Annotated in this window: 16 protein-coding genes; 11 read left to right on the forward strand and 5 right to left on the reverse strand. The window is 68.8% G+C overall.

The window, feature by feature from the left end:
* Positions 1-317: 317 nt before the first annotated feature.
* Both dalA and EPA64_RS14825 read right to left on the reverse strand, forming a co-directional pair.
* Positions 318-827 (reverse strand): divisome-associated lipoprotein DalA, encoded by a 510-nt coding sequence (gene dalA / locus EPA64_RS14820; protein WP_134727078.1) that lies wholly within the window; start codon positions 825-827, stop codon positions 318-320.
* Between the two features lie 234 nt (positions 828-1,061).
* Complete coding sequence (locus EPA64_RS14825) at positions 1,062-2,276, reverse strand: NADP-dependent isocitrate dehydrogenase (protein ID WP_134727079.1); 1,215 nt, start codon at positions 2,274-2,276, stop codon at positions 1,062-1,064.
* A gap of 75 nt (positions 2,277-2,351) precedes the next feature.
* Between EPA64_RS14825 and EPA64_RS14830 the strand changes: the two genes are divergently transcribed.
* A complete protein-coding gene (locus tag EPA64_RS14830; RefSeq protein ID WP_134727080.1) occupies positions 2,352-2,918 on the forward strand; it encodes a hypothetical protein in 567 nt (188 codons plus the stop codon).
* Here EPA64_RS14830 and EPA64_RS14835 read toward each other — a convergent pair.
* Together EPA64_RS14835 and EPA64_RS14840 are read right to left on the reverse strand one after the other, a co-directional pair.
* Positions 2,911-3,495, reverse strand: a complete 585-nt coding sequence (locus tag EPA64_RS14835; protein ID WP_134727081.1) for an HD domain-containing protein — start codon at positions 3,493-3,495, stop codon at positions 2,911-2,913. The two genes, EPA64_RS14830 and EPA64_RS14835, sit on opposite strands and share 8 nt — an antisense overlap.
* A 56-nt stretch (positions 3,496-3,551) precedes the next feature.
* On the reverse strand, positions 3,552-4,211 hold the full coding sequence (locus tag EPA64_RS14840; RefSeq protein WP_134727082.1) for an alpha/beta hydrolase: 660 nt from the start codon (positions 4,209-4,211) through the stop codon (positions 3,552-3,554).
* A gap of 204 nt (positions 4,212-4,415) precedes the next feature.
* Between EPA64_RS14840 and EPA64_RS14845 the strand changes: the two genes are divergently transcribed.
* From EPA64_RS14845 to EPA64_RS14875, 7 genes are all read left to right on the forward strand, one after another.
* Positions 4,416-4,871: an Rrf2 family transcriptional regulator gene (locus EPA64_RS14845; protein ID WP_134727083.1), complete on the forward strand. Its 456-nt coding sequence runs from the start codon at positions 4,416-4,418 to the stop codon at positions 4,869-4,871.
* A gap of 69 nt (positions 4,872-4,940) precedes the next feature.
* Positions 4,941-5,609 (forward strand): phosphoribosylformylglycinamidine synthase subunit PurQ, encoded by a 669-nt coding sequence (gene purQ, locus EPA64_RS14850; RefSeq protein ID WP_134727084.1) that lies wholly within the window; start codon positions 4,941-4,943, stop codon positions 5,607-5,609.
* 113 nt (positions 5,610-5,722) lie between these two features.
* Complete coding sequence (locus EPA64_RS14855; RefSeq protein WP_134727085.1) at positions 5,723-7,516, forward strand: sensor histidine kinase; 1,794 nt, start codon at positions 5,723-5,725, stop codon at positions 7,514-7,516.
* A 16-nt stretch (positions 7,517-7,532) separates the two neighbouring features.
* Entirely contained in the window at positions 7,533-8,858 is a 1,326-nt protein-coding gene (locus tag EPA64_RS14860) for a sigma-54-dependent transcriptional regulator (RefSeq protein WP_134727086.1), read from the forward strand.
* Between the two features lie 93 nt (positions 8,859-8,951).
* Entirely contained in the window at positions 8,952-9,818 is an 867-nt protein-coding gene (locus EPA64_RS14865; RefSeq protein ID WP_134727087.1) for a hypothetical protein, read from the forward strand.
* 456 nt (positions 9,819-10,274) lie between these two features.
* Positions 10,275-13,229, forward strand: a complete 2,955-nt coding sequence (locus tag EPA64_RS14870; RefSeq protein WP_425467048.1) for an Rne/Rng family ribonuclease — start codon at positions 10,275-10,277, stop codon at positions 13,227-13,229.
* A 72-nt stretch (positions 13,230-13,301) separates the two neighbouring features.
* Entirely contained in the window at positions 13,302-14,039 is a 738-nt protein-coding gene (locus EPA64_RS14875) for a cytochrome c biogenesis CcdA family protein (protein WP_134727088.1), read from the forward strand.
* 6 nt (positions 14,040-14,045) lie between these two features.
* Here EPA64_RS14875 and EPA64_RS14880 read toward each other — a convergent pair whose 3' ends face one another.
* Positions 14,046-14,834: an enoyl-CoA hydratase gene (locus EPA64_RS14880; protein WP_134727089.1), complete on the reverse strand. Its 789-nt coding sequence runs from the start codon at positions 14,832-14,834 to the stop codon at positions 14,046-14,048.
* 59 nt (positions 14,835-14,893) lie between these two features.
* On the opposite strand from EPA64_RS14880, the gene EPA64_RS14885 reads away from it, so the two are divergent.
* The 3 genes from EPA64_RS14885 (at position 14,894) to rpsI (ending at position 16,453) form a co-directional block, all read left to right on the forward strand.
* Complete coding sequence (locus EPA64_RS14885; protein WP_134727090.1) at positions 14,894-15,310, forward strand: PaaI family thioesterase; 417 nt, start codon at positions 14,894-14,896, stop codon at positions 15,308-15,310.
* Positions 15,311-15,464: 154 nt separating this feature from the next.
* A complete protein-coding gene (gene rplM, locus EPA64_RS14890) occupies positions 15,465-15,929 on the forward strand; it encodes a 50S ribosomal protein L13 (RefSeq protein ID WP_134727091.1) in 465 nt (154 codons plus the stop codon).
* 2 nt (positions 15,930-15,931) lie between these two features.
* Positions 15,932-16,453 (forward strand): 30S ribosomal protein S9, encoded by a 522-nt coding sequence (gene rpsI / locus EPA64_RS14895; RefSeq protein ID WP_134727092.1) that lies wholly within the window; start codon positions 15,932-15,934, stop codon positions 16,451-16,453.
* Positions 16,454-16,724 lie beyond the last annotated feature (271 nt).

Raw genomic sequence — 16,724 nt, forward strand, 5'->3', positions numbered from 1 at the left:
CCGCCACATGGGCGGGGATGGCCCCCACTGCGCCGATCGGCAGCGGGTGCAGCGGCCGAACGCCGGCCCAATCCGCCGCGTGGGCGGTGGCGACGCTGCGGCCATCGGGCAAATCGTTTCGCGGCAACGCAATCCGCCAAATGGGCGGGGATGGACCCCACTGCGCATATCGGCAGCGGGTGCAGCGGCCGAACGCCGGCCCATCCGGCCGCAAGGCCGCGCTGCCGGCCAACTNTCCGGCCGCAAGGCCGCGCTGCCGGCCAACTGCGCAGGTCCGCGGATGCAGGGCCGCCGCAGCGGCCCCCAACCCTGGCGGTTCAGCCGCCGATCAGCAGCGTCCACCAGATCTTGCTGGTCGGTTCCTGATACCAGCCGATGCCCAGCTCGCGCGCGTTCGGGTCCATGATGACGTCGCGGGTATCGCGCACCTGCATCCAGGCGGACAGGGTCGCGATCTCATTCTCGTAGGTTTCCGAGATGTTCTCGCCGATCAGCCGCCCGTAATAGCCCTGCCGGCCCGCCCGATCCAGCGGCGACGAGCCGTCGGACCCGAAATGCCACGACCGGTTCTGCGCCGCCATGTCGCGGGAATGCGCCGTCGCCGCCGCCGCCAGCTGCGGGCTGAGGACAAGCGGTCCCAGCGCCGACCCCGCGCGCAGGGTGTTGACCTGCGCCAGCAGCCGGTCCGGGATCGCCGCCTGTTCGCGCGCGGTGATCTGATAGGCGACCGGCAGCGGCTGCCCGTCCGGCCCCAGCTGCGGCGCAGGCGCCGCGCAGGCCGTCAGCGCCATCAGCGCCGCCAAGGCAAGAAGGTTGTGTCTGGTCATCGTCGGTTGTCCCTGAGCGGTGTTTTCCTGCCGCTTACCCAAGCCCGCGCGCGCGGGCAAACCGATCTTTCGTGATCGCAGCGGGCTGTGGCCCGGTTGCCGCGCCGCCGGGCACTGCCGGCGCGCTGGTGCCGGTGGCGCGCCCCCCCCGGGGTGCCTGCCCGCTGGCATGCGGCGGCCCCGAATGACAAAGGGCCCCCGGATCGGGGGCCCTCCTGTCCAGGACGGCGGGTGTCAGCCGGCCAGTGCCTTGTTCAGATACTCGTCCACCTTTTCCAGATAGCCCATCGTGGACAGCCACTTCTGGTCCGGTCCGACCAGCAGCGCCAGATCCTTGGTCATGTGGCCGTCCTCGACCGTCTGCACGGTCACCCGCTCGAGCGTCTCGGCGAAGCGCATCAGCTGCTCGTTGCCGTCCAGTTTCGCGCGGTGCTTCAGACCGCCCGTCCAGGCATAGATCGACGCGATCGAGTTGGTCGACGTCTCCTTGCCCTTCTGATGCTCGCGATAATGGCGGGTGACGGTGCCGTGCGCGGCCTCGGCTTCGACGGTCTGCCCGTCGGGCGTCATCAGCACCGAGGTCATCAGGCCCAGGCTGCCGAAGCCCTGCGCCACCGTGTCCGACTGCACGTCGCCGTCATAGTTCTTGCAGGCCCAGACATAGCCGCCCGACCATTTCAGGCTGGACGCGACCATGTCGTCGATCAGCCGGTGTTCATAGGTGATGCCGGCGGCCTTGAACTTGTCGGCGAACTCGGCGTCGAACACCTCCTGGAACAGATCCTTGAAGCGGCCGTCATAGGCTTTCAGGATGGTGTTCTTGGTGGACAGATAGACCGGATAGCCGCGGTTCAGGCCATAGTTCATGGACGCGCGGGCAAAGTCGCGGATCGAATCGTCCAGGTTGTACATGGCCATCGCCACGCCCGACGACGGGGCCTGGAAGACCTCGTGCTCGATCGTCTCGCCATCCTCGCCGACGAACTTGATCGTCAGCTTGCCCTTGCCGGGAAAGCGGAAGTCGGTGGCCTTGTACTGGTCGCCAAAGGCGTGGCGGCCGACGATGACCGGCTGGGTCCAGTGCGGCACCAGGCGCGGCACGTTCTTGCAGATGATCGGCTCGCGGAAGATCACGCCGCCCAGGATGTTGCGGATCGTGCCGTTGGGCGACTTCCACATCTTCTTCAGGCCGAACTCTTCCACCCGCGCCTCGTCCGGGGTGATGGTCGCGCATTTGACGCCCACGCCGTATTGCTTGATCGCGTTGGCGGCGTCGATGGTGACCTGATCGTCGGTCGCATCGCGGTGCTCGATGCCCAGGTCATAGTATTTCAGGTCGATGTCCAGATAGGGCAGGACCAGCTTCTGCTTGATGAAATCCCAGATGATCCGGGTCATCTCGTCGCCGTCGAGCTCGACGACGGGGTTGTCTACCTTGATCTTGGTCATGGGGCGGCCCTCAGGTTCAGGATTGGGTTGACGGCCTCATAGCGGGCAGCACGCGAAAAAGAAAGACGGTATGCGATGGTATGCGATGACGTCCTGGCCTTCCACAATGATCCTTTGCGCCGCCGGGCAGTCTTCAAGGAGGAGTGCCGGGAGGTGCGCGGCGAGGCCGACCAGTCCTGTCGTTCCGAGTTGGCGGCAGAGCGGTGGGTTCGCGTGATGTGCGACTATGGCGCCGACGGGGTCTGGGCGAAAGGCGGGTTCGCGGTGCACCCCGCCGATCTGCCGATTTCGGATGACCTCGCCGTCCGCATCCTGGAATGGCAGTATCGTCATGACAACTGGCGCACCCTGCAGGACAACGCGGAACATCCGGTCTATATCGAGGATGCGCCACCCGACGTGCTGGAGCCGTTCGCCGGAGAAGGCTTCCTGATCGCACTGGTGGTCAGGCGTCAGCTGCCGGACTGGACCGTCGTCTATCGCGACGAGCGGCGGCGCGTGCCCTATGAACGGGTGGGTTTCACCGACGAGGTTCGCGCCCACTACCGCCAGTGGTCCCAATACGAGATCACCGACGCGGTTCTGGCAACCGGCACGCCCCCCGACAACCATCCCGGCGATTACGGCGCGGGGATCACCTGAAATATCTCTCGGCCCGCGCCCACAGCCAGCGCCACAGCACGGGCGCGCCGCGTTCGACCCGCGCGCCCACCAGCCGAAGGAAGCCGTCGCGCCCGACGCCATAGTCGCGCCAGCCGCGGCCGTCGTTCTGCAGGATGTGGACGACCGGCTGGCTGCGGTCCAGCGCCTTGGCGAATATCGCGTCCTGGGTCTGCACCGCCTCGAACTCTGCCCACAGGGCGCGGAACCCGGCGGACTGGTCGGGGGGCAGCAGGCCAAAGATGCGGTCGGCGGCGGCCTCCTCGGCCAGGGCCAGGGCCACCGGGTCATAGTCGCCGTGGATCGGGGCGTCGCCCGCGTCGATCTCGACCAGATCGTGGATCAGCAGCATGCGGATCACGCGGTCGATGCTGACGCCGGGCGGGGCCTGGTCGGCCAGCACCATCGCGTAAAGCGCAAGGTGCCAGCTGTGTTCGCCGCTGTTTTCCGGGCGCGAGCCGTCGACCAGCGTCGTCGCGCGCAGCACGTGCTTCAGCCGGTCGGCCTCGATCAGGAAGGCAAGCTGGCGGTCCAGCCTGCCATCTTCGCCGTGGTCCAAACATCCCGGGGCGCGGGGCAGCGCCCCGCTTTCGCCCGCGCCGCCCGCGCCATCTGTCACCGCGTCGTCTCGGTCAGCCTGCGGCGGACATAGGCCTGCACCGTGTCGATCATCGGCTTCATGTGGGCCTCGTCGTCGCGGAAGAAATGGTCCGCGCCCTCGATTTCCTCGTGGGTGACGGTGATCCCCTTCTGTTCGCGCAGCTTGCCGACCAGGGTGTTGGTGTCCTTGGGCGGGGCCACGCGGTCGGCGGTGCCGTTGATGATCAGCCCCGACGACGGGCAGGGGGCCAGGAAGCTGAAATCATACATGTTGGCGGGCGGGGCCACGCTGACAAAGCCGGTGATCTCGGGGCGGCGCATCAGCAGTTGCATCCCGATCCACGCGCCGAAGCTGAAGCCCGCGACCCAGCAGTGCTTGCTGTTGGGGTTCATCGCCTGCAGGTAATCCAGCGCCGAGGCGGCGTCCGACAGCTCTCCGATGCCTTGGTCGAACTCGCCCTGGCTGCGGCCGACGCCGCGAAAGTTGAACCGCAGCACGGTGAAACCCATGCGGTGGAACGCATAATGCAGGTTATAGACGACGCGGTTGTTCATCGTCCCGCCGTATTGCGGATGCGGGTGCAGGACGATGGCGATGGGGGCATCGGGCTTGGCCTGCGGGTGATAGCGGCCTTCCAGACGGCCTTCGGGGCCTGGGAAAATCAGTTCGGGCATGGCTCTCCTAACGGGCAGGCCGCGACGAGGCGGATCGACGGGCCGGATCGGTTTCTTGACGCTGGCCGCGGGCGACCTTAGACCGCTATCTGGGACGCGCGATCGATTTCCGCAAGAAACGGGCAAGGCGGGCTTAGCGCAGGGCGCAAGACCCCGTCAATCGCGCCCGTCCGCGCCCAAGGGGGCCGGCCCGGAGGAATTGCCATGAAACTGTCCACCAAGGGGCGCTATGCGATGGTCGCGCTGGTCGATCTGGCGACCAGCCCCGGCAACCTGACCACGCTGGCCGACATCTCGAAACGGCAGGACATCTCGCTGCCCTATCTGGAACAGCTGTTCGTGCGGCTGCGCCGGGCGGGGCTGGTGGACAGCGTGCGCGGTCCGGGCGGCGGCTATCGGCTGGCCCGGCTGCCCGAACAGATCCGCGCCGCCGACATCCTGGGCGCGGTGGACGAAACGGTCAGCGCGCTGCATGTCGGCGCCGGCGCGTCCGGCGGGCAGACCGGGACGCCCGCGCAGGCGATGTCGAACCGGCTGTGGGAATCGCTGTCGGCGCATGTCTATGTGTTCCTGCACAACACGACGCTGGCGGACGTCGCGCGCGACGCGCTGCTGCCGTGCCCGGCGGTGCCCGCGCTGCTGTCCGTCGTGGACGACTGACCGGCCCCCTTTCATTGGCGGCGCCCAGCGATTATCTGCCAGACCAACCCCCCGGACCGGAGCCTTGCCATGGAAGCCGCCGTCGTCACCTTTCCCGGATCGAACTGCGACCGCGACCTGGCCGTCGCGCTGGACCATGCGGGCGCAAGGGTCACGCGGGTCTGGCACAAGGACGAGGCGCTGCCGCCGGGGACCGACCTTGTCGCGCTGCCCGGCGGGTTCTCCTATGGCGACTATCTGCGCTGCGGGGCGATTGCCGCGCGCTCGCCCATCGCGGCGGCGATCCAGGCGCACGCGGCGCGCGGCGGGCTGGTGCTGGGCATCTGCAACGGCTTTCAGGTGCTGACCGAACTGGGGTTGCTGCCCGGCGCGCTGATGCGCAACGCCGGGCTGACGTTCCTGTGCCGCGACGTCCGCCTGCGGATCGAGGCGGGCGGCAACCCGTTCCTGGCCGCCTTCGCGCCGGGCGAGGAGCTGACCCTGCCGGTCGCCCACCACGACGGCAACTATCAGATCGACGCCGAGGGCATGGCCCGGCTGAAGGGCGAGGGGCGCATCGCGCTGACCTATCGCGGCGGCTGCAACGGATCGGTGGCCGACATCGCGGGCGTGCTGTCGGAAAACCGGCGGGTGATGGGGCTGATGCCGCATCCCGAACGCGCGGCCGAACCCGAACACGGCGGGTCGGACGGCGCGCGGCTGTTCCGCGGCCTGATCGACGCGGCGGTTGCCGCCTGATCGGGGGCGGCCGTCCGGGCGCGGCCCGCGCTGGACGCTTGAGCGGCGGGTCAACCGGGCCTAGATTGGCGCGCAGCCCTGTTCCCGACGCAAGCCCCCGACAGCGAGCCGGCATGACCGAGCCTGACGACCACGCCATCCCGCGGCCGCACCGCGACGCCCGCCCGGGCGCGCGCGGGCGGCTGCTGCAGCGGCTGTCGGTGCTGGTGCTGCTGGTCGCCGCGGTTGGCGCGATCTGGTACACCAACGCCTGGCTGACGGCGCGCTTTTCGGAGAACACCCGCGTCCGCGCCGAACTGCGGCTGGCGTTGTATACCGGCAACCTGCTGTCGGAACTGCAGCGCACGGCGGTCGTGCCGCTGCTGCTGGCGCGCGACCCGGCGCTGATCGGGTCGCTGGCGGGCAAGGATTACGCCACCGTCTCGTCGCGGCTGATCACGGCGCAAAAGGACATCGGCGCGGCGTCGATCCTGCTGCTGGACAGCTCCGGGCGCGCGGTGGGGGCGACGGACCGCAAGCTGCTGGGCACGAACTATGTGTTGTCGCCCTTTTACGTCGAGGCGCTGCGGACCAACGACACGGTGTTCACGGTGTCGCCGTCCGACATGGGCGGGTTCGATTTCACCTATTCGCGCGCCGTCGTGTCGGACGGGCGGTCGCTGGGCGTGATCGTGGTCGAGGCCGACCTGACCCGGCTTGAGCGGTCATGGGCCGGAATCTCGGACGCTGTGGCCGTGACCGACAGCGAAGGCCGGATCATCCTGACGACCGAGCCGCGCTGGCGCGGCCTGCCCTTTGACGAGGCGCTGGCGGTGCGGTCCGCGCCCTCGGCCATCGAGCGGGCGTTCCAGGTCACGGCCGACTGGTCCAGCCGGTCGGCCGACGCCTATGTCAAGGGCAAGGCGGTGATGCAGTCCGAGGTGCGCGTCCCCTTCCGCGGCTGGCGGATGACGCTGTTCACCACCTATGATTCCATCCGCGAGCGGGTGAACGCGTTCCTTGCGCTGGAGATCATGGGTTTCGCCATTCTGCTGGCGGCGGGGTTCTATGTCCTGTCCCGGCGCGCCCGCGTGCAGTCGGCGCAATACATGCGCGAATCCGCGGACCTGCGCGCCCTGAACGCCCGCCTGACCCGCGAGATCGCCGAACGCGAGCGGATGCAGCGCGAATTGCGCGTGGCCGAGCAGACCGTCCAGCAGGCGTCCAAGCTGGCCGCCCTGGGCGAGATGTCGGCGGGCGTCAGCCACGAGCTGAACCAGCCGCTGGCCGCGATGAAGACCTATATGGCCGGCGCGCGCCTGCTGCTGGACCGCGGGCGCGGCGACGAGGCGCTGTCGTCGTTCCAGCGCATCGACGACCTGCTGGACCGGATGGGCGCGATCACCCGGCAGCTGAAATCCTATGCCCGGAAGGGCGGCGAGGCCTTCGAGCCGGTCGATCTGCGGGTCGCCCTGTCGGGCGCGCTGACCATGATGGAACCGCAGCTGCGCAACCGCCGCGTGCGGCTGCAGCGCAGCATCCCGGGCGACCCGGTGATGGTGTTCTGCGACCGCATCCGGCTGGAACAGGTCATCGTGAACCTGATCCGCAACGCGATGGACGCGACCAAGACGGTGCGCGACCCGTCGATCGAACTGGTGGTGGACCAGCTCTCTCACGCGCATTTGTCGGTGCGCGACAACGGGCCGGGTGTCACCGACCTGGAAAAGCTGTTCGAACCCTTCTGGACAACCAAGAAGCCCGGCGAGGGGACTGGACTGGGGCTGGCAATCTCGTCGGGCATCGTGGCCGATTTCGGCGGCAGGCTGACCGCGCACAACCGCGACGGCGGCGGGGCCGCGTTCGATGTCGAGCTGCCGCTGTGGGAACCGCAGGCCGGCCGGGGCTATCCCCAGGCAGCCGAGTGACGAAAGGACGAAACGGATGACGCAGACCATGACCGTGGCCATCGTGGACGATGAGCCGGACATGCGCGAATCGATCAGCCAGTGGCTGGTCCTGTCGGGGTTCCGCACCGAAAGCTTTGCCAGCGCCGAAGAGGCGCTGAAGGCCATCGGCCCCGACTGGCCCGGCGTCGTCATCACCGACATCCGCATGCCCGGCATGGACGGCATGGCGTTCCTCAAACGCCTGATGGGCCAGGACAGCGGCCTGCCGGTCATCATGATCACCGGCCACGGCGACGTGCCGATGGCGGTCGAGGCGATGCGGCTGGGCGCGATGGATTTCATGGAAAAGCCCTTCAACCCCGACCGCATGACGGAACTGGCGAAAAAGGCCACGAACGCGCGCCGGATCACGCTGGACAACCGCGCCCTGCGCCGCGACCTGTCGGAAGGCCAGCAGGTCATGTCCAAGCTGGTCGGCGCCAGCCCCGCGATGGACCGCCTGCGCGAGGACATCCTGGACCTGGGGCAGGCCGACGGCCATGTGCTGATCGACGGCGAGACGGGGACCGGCAAGACGCTGGTGGCCCATGCGCTGCATGCGGTGGGGCCGCGCGCGTCCAAGAAGTTCGTGCCGATCTCGTGCGCCGCCTTCAACGACGAGGCGCTGGCGACGCGGCTGTTCGGCCCGGTGGACGAGGGCCTGCCTGCCGTCGAGGAGGCGCGCGGCGGGACGCTGTGCCTTGAGGACATCGAGGCGCTGAGCGATCCGCTGCAGGCGCGGCTGCTGGCCTTTATCGCCGACCAGGGCGCGCCGGCCGAGACGCGGATCATCGCCATTTCCAACGCGCGGGGCGAGGGGCGGCGGGCCGAGGACAGCCTGCGCCCGGACCTGTTCTATCGCCTGTCGGCGCTGAAGATCACCGTGCCCGCCCTGCGCCAGCGCGGCGAGGACATCCTGTCGCTGTTCACCCGCATGACGGACCAGTTCGCCGAGGAATACGGCTGCGAGCCGCCGCAGGTCACGGCGCAAGAGGCCGCGCAGCTGCTGCAGGCGCCGTGGCCGGGCAACGTGCGCCAGCTGATCAACGTGGCCGAGCGCGCCGTGCTGCAGAACCGGCGCGGCACCGGCTCCATCGCCTCGCTGCTGATGGCGGACGGGGACGAGACGCCCGAGGCCACCACGACCGAGGGCAAGCCGCTGAAGGAATACGTCGAAAGCTTCGAGAAGATGCTGCTGGACAACACCATGCGCCGCCACAAGGGCAGTATCAGCGCGGTCATGGACGAATTGTGCCTGCCGCGCCGGACGCTGAACGAGAAGATGGCGAAATACGGGCTGTCGCGGGGCGATTACCTCTGACGGCAGCGGCCCGTGCCTGTCGCAAAGGACAGGCGCAGCCCCGATGCGCCGACCCCGGTTTTCCGGTATGCTGCCGGAAAGCGGAGGGGAAGGATGCGCAACGCAGTCATCTTCTTGCTGGCCGTGCTGGCGCTTGCGGGCTGTCGTTTTGACAGCACGGCGGATCTGCGGTCATCCGCCAGGCAGTATACGACCGCGGCGGCGTTCCCGCCCGGCGATCACGTCTTCCAGTCCAAGGACCAGAGCAGCCTGCTGCTGTTGTCGGTGCAGCCGGACAAGGCCGTCGTCACCTATCAAAGCAAGGGCGACGACGCGCTCAGCGAGACGATGGTCGCGCTGCTGGATTCCGACGCCTTTCCGCAGAACATGTTCGTCGCGGTGGCGCTGGGCGGAAAATCGAAGGCGGGCGTGCAGACGTATTACTATTATCCCTTCTCGTTCGGAAAGACGCATGTCGAATGGCACAGCCCGTCGCAGCCGACCGAGGTCTTTGGCCTGGCCGACCTGGCCGATCAGATGAGGACGATCCAGAAGGGCACGGTTTTCTCGCTCGTGCCGCCGGAACAGCAGGGGGCGGTGCTGGCGCGGTTCGTGGAATGGAAGGCCCGCACCGCCGCCGCACGCGAGGCGAAGAAGGCCGCGCAAGCCGCGCCCGCGCCTGCGCCCGTGATGACCCAGCCCGCCATGACCCAGCCCACCGTGGACGGGCTGACGATCGGCGACGGGGTGCATGTGGCGGGGGTGTTCAGCGATTCGCCGTCGATCATCCAGGACATCGATCAGGCCAACCGGCGGGTGAAGGTGCGGCGCTATTCGGACGGGATTTCCGAATGGGTGCCCTATGACCGCATCATCTCGCGCGAGCAATCGACCGTGAACAACGTGGCGCGGACCGGCGTCGTCATCGGCGCGTTCGTCTGCATGCTCAGCCCCGAGACCTGCGCGACCGACCCGAAGTGAACCTTGCGCGGGCGCGGCCGGCGGAACCGGCTGACAGTTTCGCATTGTAATCCAATCCCCCGTTCCCCTATGTTCAGGCCATGCGTGGGCAGTCGTCACAACCGGCGATTGCGTCGCGCAGCCAGTTTCGCAGCGCGGTCGACGCATCCGGCCCCGACGGGTCCGGGTCGGCCGCGCGGAAGAAAGCAGGCCATCGACGCGCCCTTGTGGTGCGCCCGGCCATCAATATTCGCCACCGCACCGGGCCTGTGTCCGGCTGCGGTCCCAAGGAAACAGACGCGATGGATCGCGCGGCGGACAGTGACGCAAGGGGGCGGCGGGCGATGGCCCGGTCCGCCCCTGCGGTCGTTCCGGCCGCCGTTCGCCCCGCTGCGCGGCCCGCGTCCGCATCATGTGCCGCCCCGACCCTTTCCCCGTCCAAGGACGGGCCGGCGGGGCAGCGTGGAAGACATAAACATGAAGAAAATGCTGATCGACGCCACCCACGCCGAGGAAACCCGGGTCGTTGTGGTGGACGGAACCAAGGTCGAGGAGTTCGACTTTGAAACGCTGAACAAGCGCCAGCTTGCCGGCAACATCTATCTGGCCAAGGTCACGCGGGTCGAACCGTCGCTGCAGGCGGCGTTCATCGACTATGGCGGGAACCGGCACGGCTTTCTGGCCTTTGCGGAAATCCACCCGGATTATTACCAGATCCCGGCCGCCGACCGCAAAGCCCTGATCGAGGAGGATCGCGCCGCCGCCGAAGCCGCCGAGGCCGAGGAAGCCGCCCGCGACCGCCGCGGGTCGCGCGGCCGCGGGTCGCGCGGCCGCGGGTCGCGTGGCGAACGCGCCGAACGGTCCGGCAACGGCGATGCCGTCACCCGGTCCGACGACGTGCCCGGCATGCAGATCGCCGGGGACGCGGACGACGAATCCGCCGTCGAGTCGGGCTTTGCCGCAGCCGGCGGCGACGTGGTCGATCCGACCGTGGCAGGGCAGGGCGGCGACGCCGACCGCGCCGAACCCGCGCCGCAGGACGGCCCGGACGCCGATAGCGAAGGCGCCGAGCTGTCGTCCGCCGCCGACCGCGACGACGAGATCGAATCCATCGCCGAAGAGGACGTGGCCGAGGAAATCCGCCCGGTGAAGAAGCCGCGCGCCCGCCGCTATAAGATCCAGGAGGTGATCAAGGTCCGGCAGATCATGCTGGTCCAGGTCGTCAAGGAGGAACGCGGCAACAAGGGCGCGGCGCTGACCACCTATCTGTCGCTGGCGGGCCGCTATTGCGTGCTGATGCCCAACACCGCGCGCGGCGGCGGGATTTCCCGCAAGATCACCAACGCCGCCGACCGCAAGAAGCTGAAGGACATCGCGTCCGAGCTGGAGGTGCCGCAGGGCGCGGGCCTGATCATCCGCACCGCCGGCAGCCAGCGGACCCGGACCGAGATCAAGCGCGACTATGAATACCTGATGCGCCTGTGGGAACAGATCCGCGAGGTGACGTTCAAGTCCATCGCGCCCGCCGCCATCTATGAGGAAGGCGACCTGATCAAGCGCACGATCCGCGACCTTTACAGCAAGGACATCGACGAGGTCTTGGTCGAGGGCGAGCGCGGCTATCGCACCGCCAGCGATTTCATGACGATGATCATGCCGTCGCATGCGCGCAACGTGAAACGCTATGCCGACCCGGTGCCGCTGTTCGCGCGCTATCAGGTCGAGGGCTATCTGGGCGGGATGTTCAACCCGGTCGTGCAGCTGAAATCCGGCGGCTATATCGTCATCGGCGTGACCGAGGCGCTGGTCGCCATCGACGTGAACTCGGGCCGGGCGACCAAGGAAGGGTCCATCGAGGACACCGCCTTCAAGACCAACTGCGAGGCCGCCGACGAGATCGCGCGGCAGCTGCGCCTGCGCGACCTGGCCGGCCTGATCGTCATCGACTTTATCGACATGGACGAGCGCAAGAACAACGCCGCTGTCGAAAAACGCTTCAAGGAGCGGCTGAAGACCGACCGCGCCCGCATCCAGGTCGGCCGCATCTCCGGCTTTGGCCTGATGGAGATGAGCCGCCAGCGGCTGCGGCCGGGGATGCTGGAATCGACCACGCAGCCCTGCGCGCATTGCCACGGCACGGGGCTGATCCGGTCCGACGACAGCATGGCGCTGACCATCCTGCGCGCCATCGAGGAAGAGGGCACGCGCAAGCGGTCGCGCGAGGTGCTGGTCAAGGCCCCGATCGCGGTCGCGAACTTCATCATGAACGCCAAGCGCGAACATATCGGCATGATCGAGGCGCGCTATGGCATGGCGGTCCGGGTCGAGGCGGACCCGACGCTGATCTCGCCCGATTACGCGCTGGAGAAGTTCCGCACCGCGACCCGCAACGTCCCCGAGCCGGGCACCTCGGCGGTGCTGTCGGTCGATCCGGGGCTGATGGCGCAGATCGACGACGATGAGGATCTGGCGGACGAACCCGAGGAGGAGGCCGAGGCCGAGACCTTGGCGCAGGACGCGCGTCCGGCCCGCGCCGAAAGCGCCGGGGCCGAAGGCGCCGAGGGCGGCAGCGACGAGAACGGCGAGGGCCACGGCCGCCGCCGCCGCCGCCGCCGGCGCGGTGGCCGGGGTGAGGACGGGGCCGAGAACGGCGCTGAGAACGGCGACGAGGCGTCGAACGCCCGCGGCGACGTGACGGCGAACGGCGAAACCGGCGGGGCCGATGCGCCCGATGCCGATGCGCCGGTGGCCGAGGCGGCAAGCGACGCCGTGGCACCCGAGGCGCAGCCCGCGCCCGAGGACAAGCCCCGGCGCAGCCGCAGCCGGACCCGCACGCGCAGGCCCAAGGCGGCCGGCGCGGATGATGCCGCGGCCGACGACAGCCGCGCCGCTCCGGCGGGCGAGGGCGTGGCGGTGATCGCCGGTGCCGCAGCCGATGCCGGTTCGTCGGCGGACGAGGCGACTGCGCCGCAGGACGCCGCTGCGGTCGGGACGGCGGGCGACGCGTTGCGTGACGGTTCGGCCCTGACCGGGGCGGACGCGCAGGCGTCGGGCGACGACGCGCGCGTTGACGGCGGCGCGCAGGGCGCGGGTGCGGATGCGCCGGTCGCCGGTGAGGGCGCCGAGACCGGGGATCAGGGCGGCGACGTTCCGGCGTCCGACGTGGACGCGCCCGCAAGCGAGGCGGACGCAGGCGAGGCGGCGGCGACGGGCCTGCCCGAAGCCGCGGCATCTGCGCAGGCCGACGCCGCGGCGGTGCCGGAAACCCAAGCGGTCGAAAGCCTGGGCGAAGCCGCCCGCTTTCCCGAGGCGACCGAGGAGGATGCCGACGCGCCGGCCCAATCCCCGGCCGCCGAACCTGCGACGGCGGATGCCGCCGGCGATCAGCCGGCGCCGCAAAAGCGCCGGGGCTGGTGGTCCTTTGGCGGCTGACTGACGCAGCCGTGACCGTATGACGCGCGGGCCGGGGTTTCCCGGCCCGTCGCTTTTCGACATGGTGCCGCCATGCTTGGGATCGAAATCGCCTCTGCCGCATTCCTGCCCGCCGCGCTGGTCGCGCTGCTGGCGGGTGTCCTGTCGTTCCTGTCACCCTGCGTGCTGCCGATCGTGCCGCCGTATCTGGCCTATATGACCGGGGTAAAGGTCAGCGGCCTGACCGCGCGGGAACGCAGCGCGGTGCTGCCGGCGCTGTTCTTTGTGCTGGGGCTGTCCACCGTCTTTCTGATGATGGGCTATGCCGCGTCGGCGTTCGGGCGCGCCTTCCTGCAATACCAGCCGCTGCTGGTGAAGGTCTCGGGCGTCTTCGTCATCCTGCTGGGGCTGCATTTCCTGCATGTCTTCCGCATCCCGCTGCTGGAGCGCGAGGCGCGGCTGGACACCGGCGACAAGGGCGGATCGGCGCTGGGGGCCTATCTGCTGGGATTGGCCTTCGCGTTCGGCTGGACGCCCTGCATCGGCCCGCAGCTGAGCATGATCCTGACGCTGGCCGCGACCGACCCCGGCCGGGGGACCGGCCTGCTGGGCGTCTATGCGCTGGGGTTGGGCATCCCGTTCCTGCTGGCCGCGATCTTTGTCGAACGCGCGGTCGGCGTCATGAACCGCATCAAGCGCCACATGGGCCTGATCGAGCGCGTCTCGGGCGTGCTGCTGATCGCCGTGGGCGTCATGCTGCTGACCGGCTGGCTGTCGGCGATCAGCTATTGGCTGCTCGAGGCGTTCCCGGCGTTGGGCGCGATCGGCTGAGGCGGGTCAGCCCGCCCACGACGGCGGGCGCTTTTCCAGAAAGGCGGCGATGCCTTCGTCGGTGTCGGGCAGCATCATGTTCTCGCACATCACCGGGCCGGCCGTGGCATAGGCGTCGGCCAGCGCCAGCCCGCGCTGTGCGTGGAACGCCCGCTTGCCGATCCGCACCGCCGCCGGCAGCTTGGCCGCGACGGACTGCGCCAGATCCATCGCCGCTTGCGCCAGGTCGGCGGCGGGCACGACGCGGTTGACCAGACCCAGATCGCGGGCACGCTGGGCGTCGATGAAGTCGCCGGTGGTCAGCATCTCGAACGCGGCCTTGGGCGGGATGGCGCGGGTCAGGGCGACCATCGGCGTGGTGCAGAACAGGCCGATGGTGACGCCGTTGACGCCGAACCGCGTGCCTTGCGCCGCGACCGCCATGTCGCAGGCGGCGACCATCTGGCAGCCCGCCGCAGTGGCGATGCCGTGGACCTGTGCGATCACCGGCTGAGGCAGGGCGGGGATCGCCTGCGTCAGCGCCGCGCAATCGTCGAACAGCGCGCCATAGGCCGCGCGCCCGCCGTCGGCATCGGCGCGGGACGCCTGCATCTGGCGCAGGTCGTGGCCCGCGCAGAAGGCCCGCCCCTCGGCCGCGATGATGACCGCCCGGACCGCGTCGTCACCGGCGATGTCGTCCAGCGCCGCGCGCAGGGCCGCGATCATCTCGCGCGACAGGGCGTTGAAGTTGCCGGGACTGTCCATCACCAGCCGCACCACCGCGCCGTCGCTTTCGCGCCGTAAAATCCCATTCATCTTGCATCTCTCCATTCGGCCGGCCCAAGTCTAGGCCGCGACCGCACAGGGGGGAAAGCATGATCGTCATGGACGCAGCCGGGCTGCAGGCGTTTCTGGCCGCCGAGTTTCCGCAGGTGTCGGGCTATCGCCTGACGCGCGTGGACGAGGCGGGGGTGGGGCTGCGGCTGTCGGTCCAGGACCGCCACCTGCGCCCCGGCGGCACGGTGTCGGGGCCGACAATGTTCGAGCTGGCGGACCTGGCGATGTATGCCGCGCTGCTGTCGCGCATCGGCCCGGTGGCGCTGGCCGCCACGACCAGCGCCAGCATGGATTTCATGCGCAAGCCCGCCGCAGGGCGCGACCTGACCTGCGAATGCCGCCTGCTCAAGCTGGGGCGGCTGCTGGCGGTGGGCGATGTGCTGATCTGGTCCGAGGGCGTCGAGGGCGTGGTGGCGCGCGCGTCGATGACCTATGCGATCCCGCCGCAACGGTGAGAAAACCGGAGGTTCGGCTGCGGTATTATATTACCATATTACCAAGCCATTGATCAGAAACGGAATTATCTAGGTATGCGGCCTTGACCGGACTTGCCCGATCGGCGATAGACCCGCATCCGAATTCTCACTTCCCCCGAAAGGGACGAATCTCATGAAGACCTATACCGCAAAACCGGCGGATATCGACAAGAAGTGGATCCTGATCGACGCCGAGGGCGTCGTGCTGGGCCGTCTCGCCGTCATCGTCGCCACCCGCCTGCGCGGCAAGCACAAGCCGACCTTCACCCCGCACATGGACATGGGCGACAACGTCATCGTCATTAACGCCGACAAGATCCAGATGACCGGCGACAAGCGCGACGACAAGAAATACTATTGGCACACCGGCTATCCGGGCGGGATCAAGCACCGCACCGCCCGCCAGGTGCTGGAAGGCGCCCACCCCGAGCGCGTGGTGATCAAGGCCGTCGAGCGCATGATCAGCCGCAACAAGCTGGGCAAGCAGCAGATGACCAACCTGCGCGTCTATGCCGGCGACCAGCATCCGCACGAGGCGCAGCAGCCCGAAGTGCTGGACGTGAAGTCGATGAACCCCAAGAACACCCGGAGCGCCTGATCATGGCCGAAGACATCAAATCCCTCGACCAGCTCAAGGACGCCGTGACCGCCAACGCAGGCGGCGTGCAGGGTTCGACGGCCGACGAGCAGCGCAGCCTGCAGGCCGCCGTTGCGCGCGAGCCGCAGCGCGACGCGCAGGGCCGCGCCTATGCCACCGGCAAGCGCAAGGACGCGGTCGCCCGCGTCTGGGTCAAGCCGGGTTCCGGCAAGGTCGTCGTGAACGGCAAGGACATCGCCGTCTATTTCGCGCGTCCGGTGCTGCAGATGATCCTGCGCCAGCCGTTCGACGTGGCGGGCGTCGCCAACCAGTTCGACGTCTATGCCACCGTTGCCGGCGGCGGGCTGTCGGGCCAGGCGGGCGCGGTCAAGCACGGCATTTCCAAGGCGCTGCAGCTGTTCGAGCCGGGCCTGCGCGCGCCGCTGAAGGCCGCGGGCTTCCTGACCCGCGACCCGCGCGTCGTGGAACGGAAGAAATACGGCAAGGCCAAGGCGCGCCGGTCCTTCCAGTTCTCGAAGCGCTGATCTTTCCATCATCGACAGCACGGGGGCGCGGCATCAGCCGCGCCCCTTGTCGTTTCAGCGGCTGGATTCGGCCGGGTGGCGTGGGCGGGGGCAGATTCGTCACCGGGTCGTCGCGAATCCGCGCCAGATTCGGGCCTGACAGCCGCGTCGGTCCACGCGCCCCCCGCCGCGGCGGCTGCGGGCGAGAAGTAAAAAATTAATCAAAACAGGTGGTTGCAAGATTGTTGGCGCGCCGATGCTTTTTTCTGTTGCGGGCTTTGTCTGCTCGCCC

Source organism: Paracoccus luteus (assembly GCF_004522155.1).
GTDB lineage: Bacteria > Pseudomonadota > Alphaproteobacteria > Rhodobacterales > Rhodobacteraceae > Paracoccus > Paracoccus luteus.

Coding starts and splice junctions, on each gene's coding strand:
- dalA (WP_134727078.1), bottom strand. CDS start 827: ATGACCAGACACAACCTTCTTGCCTTGGCGGCGCTGATGGCGCTGACG.
- EPA64_RS14825 (WP_134727079.1), bottom strand. CDS start 2,276: ATGACCAAGATCAAGGTAGACAACCCCGTCGTCGAGCTCGACGGCGAC.
- EPA64_RS14830 (WP_134727080.1), top strand. CDS start 2,352: ATGGTATGCGATGACGTCCTGGCCTTCCACAATGATCCTTTGCGCCGC.
- EPA64_RS14840 (WP_134727082.1), bottom strand. CDS start 4,211: ATGCCCGAACTGATTTTCCCAGGCCCCGAAGGCCGTCTGGAAGGCCGC.
- EPA64_RS14845 (WP_134727083.1), top strand. CDS start 4,416: ATGAAACTGTCCACCAAGGGGCGCTATGCGATGGTCGCGCTGGTCGAT.
- purQ (WP_134727084.1), top strand. CDS start 4,941: ATGGAAGCCGCCGTCGTCACCTTTCCCGGATCGAACTGCGACCGCGAC.
- EPA64_RS14855 (WP_134727085.1), top strand. CDS start 5,723: ATGACCGAGCCTGACGACCACGCCATCCCGCGGCCGCACCGCGACGCC.
- EPA64_RS14860 (WP_134727086.1), top strand. CDS start 7,533: ATGACGCAGACCATGACCGTGGCCATCGTGGACGATGAGCCGGACATG.
- EPA64_RS14865 (WP_134727087.1), top strand. CDS start 8,952: ATGCGCAACGCAGTCATCTTCTTGCTGGCCGTGCTGGCGCTTGCGGGC.
- EPA64_RS14870 (WP_425467048.1), top strand. CDS start 10,275: ATGAAGAAAATGCTGATCGACGCCACCCACGCCGAGGAAACCCGGGTC.
- EPA64_RS14875 (WP_134727088.1), top strand. CDS start 13,302: ATGCTTGGGATCGAAATCGCCTCTGCCGCATTCCTGCCCGCCGCGCTG.
- EPA64_RS14880 (WP_134727089.1), bottom strand. CDS start 14,834: ATGAATGGGATTTTACGGCGCGAAAGCGACGGCGCGGTGGTGCGGCTG.
- EPA64_RS14885 (WP_134727090.1), top strand. CDS start 14,894: ATGATCGTCATGGACGCAGCCGGGCTGCAGGCGTTTCTGGCCGCCGAG.
- rplM (WP_134727091.1), top strand. CDS start 15,465: ATGAAGACCTATACCGCAAAACCGGCGGATATCGACAAGAAGTGGATC.
- rpsI (WP_134727092.1), top strand. CDS start 15,932: ATGGCCGAAGACATCAAATCCCTCGACCAGCTCAAGGACGCCGTGACC.